Consider the following 11911-nt stretch of genomic DNA (forward strand, 5'->3'; position numbering starts at 1 on the left):
CCGCACCTTGCTCGCCGCAGCGCCGACACCACGAGTCGTCGCCGACGATCCGGCACGCCAGCACCGCCTGCTCGGGTCCCAGGCGTTGTCCAGTCACCTCCATCCCGAGCTCATCAAGGCGGCAGAACGTGGTCAGATCAGGGCAAGCGAAGGTAGCGTCAGGCATGTCGAGGTCTTCCAGATCAGGTGTGTAGGAACCCTCATCTTCGGAAGACCTCGACCCCTATCCCGGCAACGACGCGCCGACCACCTCTACACCCTCATCTGCGAAGAGCCGGTATATCTCCACCGTCTATGACAACAGCCTCAGATGCACGCCTTCGGCAGCGCCTGTCATCAATGGTCAACTTGAAGACACTGCTGGGTTGGTGCTTATCAATTGACTCCGGAGAATAGCCGCTGCCTACTACTTCCTAATTTTCGCGCCATAAAGTAAAAAGAGGCTTGCCGTCAGCAGCGAGATAAGAATTCTTGATGAGATCAATAGTTGCATCCAAATAGTGGGATAATTCGACTAGCCTGTCCACCGCTGTAATCGCAACGACCTTTCCGGTGTGATCAATGAGGGTGTGCCGTTCTCGTCCAGCAAAATCCCGCTTGCCGATGCTATATCCCGGCCGCAATTCGTCGCGATGGAATGGTGCACGTATGTACGGAAGTCCCGCACTACTTCGAACTGATGCTCCAAAGACTCCATAGAGATACTTTTCTATGACGGGCATCGACTCTGCTGCGAACTCATAAGCCTCGGGACCCATGCGATCAGAACACGTAATAACATACCAACCTTCGACGTTGCTGATAAAGTATCGAACCTCCCCCACGTTGCTCCAGATCACTGTCCGGCCATCATTAGTTTGCGACCCCTGGACCATGTCTAGGCCCGCACGTCGACCCCACGCCTGTAAATCCGGCGTAAGATCCACACCGTTCGTCATTTGCGCAGTACTCCTATTTTGGTTAGTTCCGTTACACGTCGCACTACGCCCTCATCATCGAATACCCGGACCTGTATAGAGCCGCCTGGTTGAGCAACTCCAGGCGCGACCTCCGACACCTCGATACTCCACCCGTCTGGCAGGTCACCAAATGTATATGCGCGATAAGGTTCCCGAAGGGAATCTACGTGAAGCGCACGCTGTTCCCACGAAGCGGGCTTGCCGTCTTGCATAACAGCCAAATATTTACCGTTATCGCTGCCGATGCGGTCAAGCAGAGGACCATAATCCTTCAAGTAACCCGCCGGGTCAGTATAGGCCACCCGTGTTCCCGGTACGGCGCCGTCGTTAAGCGGAAAATTGCCCCAGTGTTGACCTTCATTTCCTACCTTGTTATAACGTAAAGCGTATTCCTGTTTAGTATACGCACGCCCTTGCGGGTCGCGACCAAACGGCGCTTCGGGATCATCAACAAGTCTTGCAACGTCTCGACTGATTTTACTTGGATCCATCGGGTCATCTGGAAAATCCCAATGCCGCGATAGCGGTTCCCCGTAATGCGGGTCAATTTGTTCATCCGGTAGTCGATGCCATCCGTCGCCCGACGGCTCGTGAGAATGTACCGGATCTTGGCGTTCGTCCGGGGTGCAAGCGTCGCCCGGCTGCGGTGGAGCATCACCTCCCGGTGACGGTGGTTCCTGTGTGTGGCCGCCGGCTCGGAGGTCGTCGCCAGACCCGTACCGGCCACCGCGCGTTGGTGCTTCGGGTGGTTGCCGAGGCGGTGCAACACCGTCACCAAGGGCGCGCGCGGTACCGCTATGCCCTGCTGGTAGTTGGGTGGGACCAGCTCGGGACGAGATTTCTCCGGGGCCTAGCGCGCGGGGCGCCGCGGATAGCGACGTAGGACCCGCAGGCGCGGGCGCGGCGGGTGCTGGCTTGACGGACGTTGCCTCTGGTGGCACTGAGGCGGACACCGTTTCAGGCGGGCGCGAAGTGGTCGACGGCATTTGGTCGCCCGCCGCAGCGGGTGCGGGAGACGGACTCGACGCCGCAGGCGTGGCCGGGACTCGTGAGTCAACCGGCCCCGAGGTCACGGATCTCGTTGGGGCAGTGGGCGACTCGGCTGTGGTCGTGCTCGGTGTGGTGGATTCCGTGGGTTGCGTGGCCTCAACCGGTGCCCGCGGGGGCTCTCCCGTCGGCAAGGCCGAGGGTTCGCCGCTGGGCTTCGGATCAGCCTTGGGCACATCCCCCCCGAGGTCCTCCAGCTCAGTCGTCAGCGCCTCACCGGAGTGGGTGATATCACCCAACCGCCCGCCACCACCCGGCGCTCCGACACCCTTACCGCCACTGCCTTCTTCCTCGGCGACGCCTTCCTCCACAGCACGCCCGCCCGCGCCGAAACGCCTGACCTCGCCAACCCCAAGCGCCAAGATCCCAACATCAAAGACGTTCTCCCCCAACCCCAGCCCAGGCCGATCCCGACTCCAATCGTCGAAATGCAGCAAGCCCTTCCAGGTCTGCGCCGCACCGTCGGGATCCACCAGGGCATAAACCGGAAGCGAACGCACCGCCGTCACATCCAGCCCCTCCCAAGCAGCCGCCGCACCCTCGGGATCGGTCAGAAAATGCCGCGGGCTGAGCTGATCCATACCATGCACCGTCGAGAACGCCGCCTGGTAGACACCCTCCGTGACGTTGCTGAAGAAATCGAAAACCGTCGCCAGCGGATTGCCAACCTCGGTGCCCAGAAAATGCGTCAACTCACCGCGCACATAGCGCTGCATCCCGCGCACCAAACCATCAGCGATCCCCATTCCACGCTGCATCGCCCGCTCCTTGGCCTGCGCTTCACGACCCAAGTTGTGCAGCACCGCCTTGATGTCCTCAGCGATCTCTTTGACCTCTTGCAGCGCATCGCCGTCAAAGACCGACACCACCTCGTGCCACAACCCTGACGCCGACCCCAACCGGTGCAGCAGGTCTCGAATGGCGTTTTGCGCGTGGGCCACCTCGTCAGCGAAATAATCGAGGGCGCCGGCCAACTGTTCACACTGCTTGCCCACGCCTGCCATCGCGGCGCCAAGCTCGGACAAGACCGGCTGAATCAGAGGCCCTTCCGGAATCTCTTGCCCGGCGATCACCGCCTTCGGTCCATTAAGCCCCTGCTCCGCCCCCCCGAGTGCCGCAGCAAAACCACGCCAACACCCCGCGGCCGCATGCAATCCCGCCACATCCCCGTTAGGCCACAAATCACCGACAAACAGCTCCACAACCCGCCACAGCATCGGCGGGGGCGGGCCTGCACCCAACGTCCCCGGTGGACCAGGAGCCGAAAACTGCTCCGGATCGTGCGGCGCCGGCAAAACACCACTGCCACCGCCCAACGTGGACGCCGCTTCAGCCCTGGAATAATTCGACGCGGACAGTTGAATCTTGGCGCCGTTATCACGGCAAGCGTTGATCACCGCCGCGGCAGCCTTCAACAGCGACTTCGCCGCATCCTGATACGCCAGCCCAAACATGTCACCAGCCGCATCCTGACCAGTATTGGCCCCAAAACCAGCCGTCAACGAACCCAACGCGGCCACCAGATCCTCACCAACAGCAGCCACCGCACTGCCCGCGGTGAACATCACATCAGGGTCGACCGCCAGCGGAGCCACGCGCGGAATTTTGCCCTATGGCGCGCAGTGTCGCCATTCACCGAGTCCAGTCTCGGGTCCTCAGATGTCTGCGTCACCCACGCAACGCGGACCAGGCGTGCTGTTGTCCTGGGTGGCCGATACGTCCTGGCTGACAGCAATTCCATCAGCAGTATCGACGAGCGCCGAGCTGAACCCCGTTAGCTGCCGGCAAAGTTCTCGACAGTTGTCTTGCTGGTCAATTCAATTCACCACCGCCCCACGGTCTCGGTCTTCACAGCTGTGAGTGGTAATGCGGTTGGACTCGGCGCAGTGCGGCGTCCGCGTGGTGCTGTTTATAAGTCACCGGTTGCCGCCGGAATTGCTGATGTACGCGTGTGAGACTTCCGCGGTCGGACTGGCGCCGCTGGCTGCTCCACAGCGGCGCACCCTAACTGGCCAAGAGCGCTGAATCGCAAAGATTCACTGGCGGTTTCGCGCCATGAGTACGCGTTGTCCACGCAAATCCGCCCATGGATGGAGGGACTTCGGGCCCTTACCTAGCCGTGATCAGGCGGGCATCTTGTTGGACGAGAAGCGGATTGATGAGGTCGACCACGATCCAGTGCCTTGTCTCGTCGACGCCGGTGATTACGCCGAGGTTGTAGATGGTGCCATCGAGGTCCACGGTGACCGGAGAACCGAGCACCCACTGTTCAATCGGCTTGGTGGTGTCGTCGGCAGCCACGACGACGCGAGCCACGCCAGCGGGCAGGTCCTTCAGATCCGGCGTGGAGGCCGGGTCGAGCACGTGTCCCGTGACGACGACTCCGTCGACGTTGCTCCACCTCGCAGGCGCCTTGCGCTGTTCGACTGGCTGTACCGCCTGAACGGTTGCGCCTGTCGGCATCTGGTCGTTGACTTTGATGTCCACCGGAACCGCCCAAGCTGGCTGACCGGAACTGAATATCGCCAGGGGGGAATTCGGGATCGTCCACGGTTCGTTGGCAACTGCTGGTGGTACATCGCCCGGGGCGACGTAGGTGATTTCGCCGACTTTGATTCGACGGGGTGGTTCGCCGGCGGCCTGCATCTTCATCACCGACACCGGCGCATGCGCAGCACCTTGAGCACATTGCGCCGCGGTGATGAAGCCGCGCAGCCGCTGACCGCCATGATTCGCATCGGGGTAGTCGATATAGAAGCCGGCTTTGCACACCATGGTGGCGGCCAAGTCACCAACCATGATTGGAGACCCTGGTTGCAGCGCGGTCACTGGCCCCGACGTCAACGTCGGCGCGTTGATCGACGGCGGAGGTGGGGCAAATGAGGCGGAGGACTTAACGCTCGATGACGTTGTGCCCGACGACTTGTCGCTGGCATTCGACGCGCAGCAGACAGTGCCCAGAGCCAGGGCGGCGGTCAGGATTATCGGCGCCGCTGCGTACAAAGTCCTACCTCGCCGAGTGATCTGCGGTATCTGCATGTGGGCTCAGCGGGTTGGGCCTGGGGTCGGCGTGGGAGTCGGACTCGTTGACCCGTCGGGCCACTGTATATGGCCGTCGACAATCTTCGCGCCGCACTCCGTCACTTGCCGAATAAAGATTCTCTGATCATACAATAGCTTGTCTTTCTTAGCCTGCAACTCTTGTCCACGCCGGATATAGTCTTCCGCCTTTCTGCGCTCCTCTGGGTCGTTAATATTGAAATCATGTTTTTCACGATTGTAGGCATTGATTTCATCAGTAAGTTCCGCGTCCCTCTTGTTCCATTCGTCGATTTTCCTCATAAGTTTTGCAATGTCTTCAGGATCACATTTCGGAGGGGATGGAGGCGTTGTTGTAGTAGTTGTTGTCGGATTATCCGCTGGGAAGATGTTGCCGACGCCGGCCATTGCGGTCGTAACTCTGGCAGCGATTTGCTGATCCAGCCCAACCAGTTGCATGGCGCGCTGGCGGATGTCGGCAGCAAATGCTTGAGCCTGGGCTTGCCCGGCAGCTCGCACCGCAGATGAGCCGCCCGCCGAGCGATCAGTGACGCAGAGATTTTCACCGATATGGAATCCAGCGTCGCGGGCGTCTTCAACCGCGTACCGCACCCGCGACCTGGCCGCATACAAATCGGACGCCGCGCCGCGCGCGACCTTGGCCGCCTCATACAATTGGTCGGCTAACTCGCCGACCGCTTTATGGTCGGCGTAGGTCCGAGTGCGCAGCGCCTCCGCTCCATTGCCCTTCCAGTCGACCGAAAGACTGTCCCGCCAGTTCTGGCTGAAGACCTCATACCAACGATTGCCGGTAGTCACCCAATAGTCAGCCGCCCGGGTGAGATGCTCTATGGGCCAGGACAAAAGCTGCGACAAACTCGGAAAAGACCCACTTGCGGCCGCCATTGCTACCAGCCCCTTAGCGGATCTGCTACCGCAGCTAGCTCGGCCGCCGAGGTGGCCTCATTGTTGATATAGCTAGCGTCGCCAGCGGCGACCTTAGCTGCACTGGCCTGCACCCGACCCGTGAGCGACTCCGCAGCAGTCGCCACAGCAGCATGCCCGGCGATTACCGCCGCTACGGACGGGTGACACGACGACTCAATCGGCGGCGTGCTGGCGCCCAGCTCACCAGCACGCACGTGCAACCGGAGAGCCATCGCCCGCACGCTTCCCGGATCAACCCTCAGCATCTCCATGTGGGGAGCATAGGGCGTATCCGAAATTTACGTGTGCAACCACTTCTGCCGCGGAGTCCGGACGATCCCGATCCCGCCAAGTGCGAAATGGCAGCCGGACGTGATTGCGAGCCTGGCCGCACCGATGAACGATTCTGCCTGGCAATGGACTTGATTGCCAGGACGTCCATCCCGAATCACGGCGTCGATGCAGCAGCCGCAGCTGCCATCGACAACACGCACTGGAGTGCGCACAGGCAGCAGCAAGAATAGCCTTACTGACGTGACGACCAACTACCCGCCGGCGGAGCAGCGGACACCGCCATTTCCCACCTACCCCCCAGCACGCCCCCGCACCTGGCCAGCAGTAGCGCTGTCGGTCGTTGCCGCCTTACTCGGTGCCGCAGCTTTGATCGTGGCATTGACCCGCCCTACGACGGGCGGAACAACCGCAGGCCCGGCAACGTCCGCGCCGACCTACACCGCCGCAGAAGTCGCCGCCGCGCACCAAAAGGTATGTGATGTGTACAAGCTGGCGGCGCGTGCTGTCCAAATTCAAACCAACCGCGACGACCCGGCGCTGGCCAATATTTCCACAGTCAACGGGGCGGTGATGCTGCAACAAGCAGTGAGCGCGGCACCGGCATTAGCTCGTGGGGACCGCATCGCCGCTCTTGCATTGGCTGACGCCTACAGCAACAGTACTGCCGTGGCCAGCTTTGCAAGAGGGCGTGACGACCCGGCATGGCGTACGGCGTCCGATGACGTCATTGCCAAAGACGCACAGATGAAGGCACTTTGCGGTGGCGGCTGATCTGCCACCGGGCAAGTGGTCGGCGGTTTTGGTGGGTCCGTGGTGGTGTGCACGGCCTGATGCGCAGACGGCTGCGGTCACGTATTGGCGTCAGATGGCGCAGCTGAAGAACAACGAGGCGCGCGATCTGCAAAACCAACGGTCGCATTTGGCGGTAAATCAGGGGCGTACCGCCGAGGATTTGATGGAGCGTTATTGGCGCGGCGAGCAGCGTCTGACCACTATCGCCCAGCAGTGTGACGTCAAGAGTCGCCAGAGTGACCGTGTGGCGGATGCGGTGAACAACTTACGCGACCGGCTGACGGATATCGCCCGGTCGGGTAATGAGGAGATCGACCGGATTCTTTCGGGCACGGGGTCGCCGGAGTCGAAAGTCACCGCCGTAAACGAGGTCATTGCTGAAAAGAACGCGAGCGCGGCCCACGCGGCGGGTATTGCAATGTCGAACATTGTCGACGCGACGCAGCGGGTGCTCGACGCCACCATCGGTGGCGATGCTCGGAAATGGCTGCGTGACCATGGCGTGAACCTCGATGGCCCACCACCATCGCGACCAATCACCGCCGAGGATTTGAATGCTCCTTCAGAGTCGTCAGCACCAGGGTTTGGTGCGGGTCAGTTAAACCCTGCATCTGGACCGGCTGGCGCAGGTGACGCGCCGGTATCACCTGCAGCGTCAGGGCACGGCGCTGGGCAAGTACCCGTTGTGCCGGCAACGGCTGACGCCAGTGACCAGCTCGTACGACCGCCAAAGGCAGCGCTCGGTCCTGGCCAGGTGCCCACATCGCCGCCCCCAGGTCCCGTTGCACCGCCAGTGCCCCAGGGTGCGCCCGCAATCGGCCTTGGTGGCCCGTCGGTGCCCGGTGTGTCAGCACCGGCCGCATCCGCTCCTCAGCTATCGCCGCAGTCGTTTGGCCAGTCGGTTGCGACCGGCATGACGATGGGCGCACCGGCGGCTGCCGGTTCACAGTCGTTGTCGGCGGGTGTGATGAACGCGGCTGCGACACCAGCGACGCAGGCCGAACCTGCTATTGCGCCCCCTACTGCACCGATGGCAGCCGCGCCCCCAATAGCAACCGGTGTGGCCGGTGTGCCCCATATTGCCGACCCCAGTGCGTCGGCTCCGGCACCGGCGCCGGCGGTGTCGCCGGCACCCACCAATGCCATGACCACGGTGTCACCGATGTTCGCCGGTGGTCCAGGGACTGGATCGGTTGCCCCGGTGGTTGGTAGTGCCCCGGTGGGGCCGTTACCCGCATACGGCTCGGATCTGCGTCCCCCCGCCGTAGCCGCGCCTGCCCCATCGTCAGTTCCCACCGGTCCGGTCTCGGGTGCCGCGGTGGCGGCCTCCTCGTCGTCGTCGCCATCAGCCGGCGGTGCGGTGGTCTCGCCGGCAGCAAAGGCCGATGCACACACCGCAGTCCAGGCCCAATCGGCCAGTAGTTCCTCGCAGGTGGCAAGCGCCACGGTCGCTGCAACAGCGGGGGCCGCAACCGGCGATTCGGGCAACCGCGCCGTCGAACAGCAGCGGCTGCGGCACATAGTCGATGCAGTAGCCCGACAAGAACCAGGACTGTCATGGGCGGCCGGCCTACGCGATGGCGGACGAATCACCCTGCTGGTCACCGACCTGGCCTGCGGCTGGATTCCGCCGCACGTCCGGCTACCCGCTCACGTGATGCTGCTCGAGCCGGCTGCGCGACGCCGTGATGCCAGCGCTGTGGATCTGCTCGGCGCAGTCACCCTGGCCGCGGTATACCAACCCCACGGCTACATCGGCGAGCCAGGACCCGACACGCCCGCGCTAACCGGAGACCGCACAGCGCGCGTCACACCGCAAATCGACGAGTTTGGACCCACACTGGCCGAAGCCGTACGTCGCCGCGACGGACTACCCCGAATAGCACAAGCGGTCGCAGTGGCCGCCGCGCGCAAATACGGCGTGCCCGACAACGAAGTCGAAATGCTCCATGAAACAGCCGCCGAGATTTGCCGATCGGTGCTGGCCGCATACCCGGATCATGAATACGCTTCAACCGTCGACTGGATGCTGTTGGCGGCTATCAACGCACTGATCGACGGCGACCAAACTAGGGCGAACTATCATCTCGCCTGGGCAATCGCGGCCACCTCAATGAGGAGATGCGCATGACAATCACGTCGGATCCGGGAAGCTATGGAGCGGCAGCCGGCATGCTCGGTCCGGTACCGCTTTCATCAGGACCTGTACACGCCGGTGATCCGTCGTCCATCGGCACGGGCCTGAGTGCGTTTGGCATGGCCACAAACGCCGATCTGCCAACCACCAACGCCGACATCGCGGCCGACGACGCCGATCGTCGAGCACATGCGGCCGACGCCGCAAGCAAGTTTCCGGCCAACGAGGCGGACGCGGCGCAACAGTTCCAGGGCGTCGGCGCCCAGGGCGGCGCGCAGCAGGCTACGCAGATGATCCAACAGGCGGTGTCAGGCATCACCGGTGCACTCGGAGGCGCGGTCGGCGGCATCTTGGGGCCACTCACCCAGCTTCCGCAACAGGCTATGCAAGCCGGGCAGGGCGCGATGCAGCCGCTGATGAGCGCGCTTCAGCAAGGCCATGGCGCTGAGGGACTGGCGGCTGGGGACGCGGCGCAACTTGTCGACAGCGTCGGTAAAGACCCAGGGCTAGGTGGCGGCGCCGGCGGTGGCGCGGGAGGCCTTGGCGCCGGCGGAGGGGGCGTCGGCGGCACGACCCCAACCGGCTATCTGGGCCCGCCACCTGTGCCGACGTCATCACCGCCGACGACTCCTGCTGGGGCACAGGCTAAGTCGGTCGCGGCGACGCCGACCGGCGGCACGCCTTCTACGTCGACCCCGATGGGCGGGACCGGCATGCCGATGATCCCGCCGGGGGCGATGGGCCACGGTGGCGAAGGCGGCAGCAAGGACAAGCCGGTCGAGAAGCGAGTGACGGCACCAGGCGTGCCCAACGGCCAGCCGGTCAAGGGCCGCCTAACGGCCCCGCCGAGTGTTCCGGTGAAGACAGGAGACGACAAACCGCCGGTCGTCACCAGGTCCACGCGACGGATCCTGCTGCCCGACTACAAGGACCCCGGCCGCACCGGGCCCGACGAAAAAACCGACGGCGGTGAGTGACGATCCGTCGCCGCCGTTCGACATGATTTGCGCGGAGGTCGAACGCCAATTGCAGGGCGGCGAGGTGTCCATAGCGGCCGAAGCGGCCTTCGACCTCCTTCTTGCAGTGCGATACGAGCTTGATAACGCACCGCGGCCAAGCGTCATCGCCCATGGCGTGCTGTACCAGGCCATCGAGGCGGCTCGCGCACAGGTGTACGCGCACCTGAACCAGCTGTGCGACGCACGCCGCGAGGTGCTGGATGCGCGCCAGCGGCAATGGCTTTCGGGTCAGCGCGATGTGCGCGCGCTGCTGATTGATGTGCTGAACGTGTTGTTGGCGGCCATCGAAGCGGCAGCTATTGAACAGGCCTACGCGGATACGGAACGGCAGGCGATGGCCGCGGCAGTTGTGGCCGAGATCGGCGGCGACGCACTGGGTGTCGAGCTGCAGCGCGTTGCCATTGATCGCATTGCCGCCGGCGCGATTCGCCGGTTAGCGCACGGCACGATGGCTACCGAAGCTGCTGGTGCGCCCGCGCCAGTCGCCGCGATCCATGCCGAGGTCGTTCGGAGGATGCGTGGCGAGGCTTCGACCGAGCTAGACGCGGCGGGCGAACTGATGATTGCTGTCCGGCACCTGGTGGACCGCCAGCCGGGGAGCAATCTCACCTATGGCCCGCTGCTCGAGACCGTTCGTATGGCCCGGGAGTCGGTCTACGAGTGCCTGATTCGACGCTGGAACGAACGCCGTGTGCTGACCCGCGCCGACCGCGACATGCGCGACGTGCGCGCGCTGCTGAGCGACCTGGACAGCGTGTTGCTTGAAGCCGCTACCGCCGAAACTATTGAGCACGCTTACCGGAGAGCGGAGCAGCGGGCGATGGCTTCGGCGATTGTTGCTGAGATGCGCGGCGACGCAATGGGTGTCGACGTGCAGCGCGACGTGGTGCGACAAGCCGCTACCGATGCGCTGGAAGCGTTGCGCGAGGTCATAATCCGGTGATTCAATGCAACTCCACTGCGTCAGCATCGCCTTGCTAATTGCCGAAGCCGGCGGTGATCCGTGGGCGATCAACCGGAGCCTCCAAGCGGGTCGTCCAGCGCAGATTTCCGACCTGGCCAAAGCTTTCCATGACGCCGGTGCCTCAACGGCCGAGGCCGACGCGGCCTTCAACCAGGCGCTGCGCGTTTCGAATGGGCCTGGAACCGGGAGAACGGCGAGCACCCAATCAACGACTCCGCCGAGGTGCAGCGCGTAACCACGTCGCTGAAGCTCCAGGCCGCGCAATTGCCCAGGATCGCCGTCGATTTGGAGAATATTGCGGCCACTCTGGCCCAGGCACAACGGTCCGCCGGGTGGTACATCTCAGCGCTCGAACAGGACCTTGAAGATATCGACTGCGAGATCGGTGAGGCCCTCGCCGCCGACGATCAAACGGAGGCCAATGCGCTGTGCGACGACGCCGTTGCCGAAACACGGGCAGCCCTCTCTGTCTAACCTGTGTGAGACGTTGAAGTAGATGAGTCTTCTGTTGAGAAGCAGGGCGAGGACTGGATTCTGATTCCGTGACGATGACACTGGCCGATACCGCCGCGGTGGCGGTGGCCGATGATGGGAACGTGGGTAGCGGCAAGGGGCCGCGTGAGAAGCGGCCGAAACGGCGGACGTTCACCGCGGAGTACAAGCTCGGCATTCTCGAGCAGTACGAGTTGCTGACCGAGCCGGGTGCCCGGGGGGCGCTGCTGCGCAAGGAGGG

Annotated in this window: 7 protein-coding genes and 4 pseudogenes; 6 read left to right on the forward strand and 5 right to left on the reverse strand. The window is 63.3% G+C overall.

What is annotated here, in order from left to right:
* The 5 genes and pseudogenes from B4U45_RS02045 to B4U45_RS02065 form a co-directional block, all read right to left on the reverse strand.
* Positions 1-166, reverse strand: a pseudogene (locus B4U45_RS02045) (ISL3 family transposase); the annotation flags it as partial.
* Between the two features lie 247 nt (positions 167-413).
* Positions 414-938 (reverse strand): TNT antitoxin family protein, encoded by a 525-nt coding sequence (locus B4U45_RS02050; protein WP_082275212.1) that lies wholly within the window; start codon positions 936-938, stop codon positions 414-416.
* On the reverse strand, positions 935-3601 hold the full coding sequence (locus B4U45_RS02055) for a TNT domain-containing protein (protein ID WP_219859299.1): 2667 nt from the start codon (positions 3599-3601) through the stop codon (positions 935-937). Before B4U45_RS02055 ends, B4U45_RS02050 begins: the two co-directional genes overlap by 4 nt.
* A gap of 514 nt (positions 3602-4115) precedes the next feature.
* Positions 4116-4805, reverse strand: coding sequence for a hypothetical protein (locus B4U45_RS28815; protein ID WP_075545086.1), 690 nt, complete (start codon positions 4803-4805; stop codon positions 4116-4118).
* Positions 4806-5051: 246 nt separating this feature from the next.
* Positions 5052-5951 carry a hypothetical protein gene (locus B4U45_RS02065; RefSeq protein WP_075545084.1) on the reverse strand — a complete coding sequence of 300 codons (900 nt, stop codon included), beginning with the start codon at positions 5949-5951 and terminating at the stop codon, positions 5052-5054.
* 480 nt (positions 5952-6431) lie between these two features.
* On the opposite strand from B4U45_RS02065, the gene B4U45_RS02070 reads away from it, so the two are divergent.
* The 6 genes and pseudogenes from B4U45_RS02070 to B4U45_RS02095 all read left to right on the forward strand — a co-directional run.
* The gene (locus tag B4U45_RS02070; RefSeq protein WP_371687232.1) at positions 6432-7037 is read left to right on the forward strand and encodes a hypothetical protein; all 606 of its coding nucleotides are present in this window, start codon (positions 6432-6434) and stop codon (positions 7035-7037) included.
* Positions 7027-9189: a DUF5631 domain-containing protein gene (locus B4U45_RS02075; protein WP_075545199.1), complete on the forward strand. Its 2163-nt coding sequence runs from the start codon at positions 7027-7029 to the stop codon at positions 9187-9189. The genes B4U45_RS02070 and B4U45_RS02075 overlap by 11 nt, the downstream gene beginning before the upstream one ends.
* Positions 9190-9365: 176 nt before the next feature.
* Positions 9366-9470 (forward strand): annotated as a pseudogene (locus B4U45_RS30245) (hypothetical protein); the annotation flags it as partial.
* 694 nt (positions 9471-10164) lie between these two features.
* Positions 10165-11157, forward strand: a complete 993-nt coding sequence (locus B4U45_RS02085; protein ID WP_075545198.1) for a hypothetical protein — start codon at positions 10165-10167, stop codon at positions 11155-11157.
* A gap of 4 nt (positions 11158-11161) precedes the next feature.
* Positions 11162-11637, forward strand: a pseudogene (locus B4U45_RS28820) (putative alpha/beta hydrolase); the annotation flags it as partial.
* A gap of 83 nt (positions 11638-11720) precedes the next feature.
* A pseudogene (locus B4U45_RS02095) lies at positions 11721-11911 on the forward strand (transposase); the annotation flags it as partial.

The sequence above is a fragment of the Mycobacterium persicum genome (genome assembly GCF_002086915.1).
GTDB lineage: Bacteria > Actinomycetota > Actinomycetes > Mycobacteriales > Mycobacteriaceae > Mycobacterium > Mycobacterium persicum.

What these genes read in the sequence shown, in the direction of transcription:
- B4U45_RS02070 (WP_371687232.1), top strand. Translation starts at nt 6,432, where the DNA reads ATGCAGCAGCCGCAGCTGCCATCGACAACACGCACTGGAGTGCGCACA.
- B4U45_RS02065 (WP_075545084.1), bottom strand. Translation starts at nt 5,951, where the DNA reads ATGGCGGCCGCAAGTGGGTCTTTTCCGAGTTTGTCGCAGCTTTTGTCC.
- B4U45_RS02050 (WP_082275212.1), bottom strand. Translation starts at nt 938, where the DNA reads ATGACGAACGGTGTGGATCTTACGCCGGATTTACAGGCGTGGGGTCGA.
- B4U45_RS28815 (WP_075545086.1), bottom strand. Translation starts at nt 4,805, where the DNA reads ATGGTTGGTGACTTGGCCGCCACCATGGTGTGCAAAGCCGGCTTCTAT.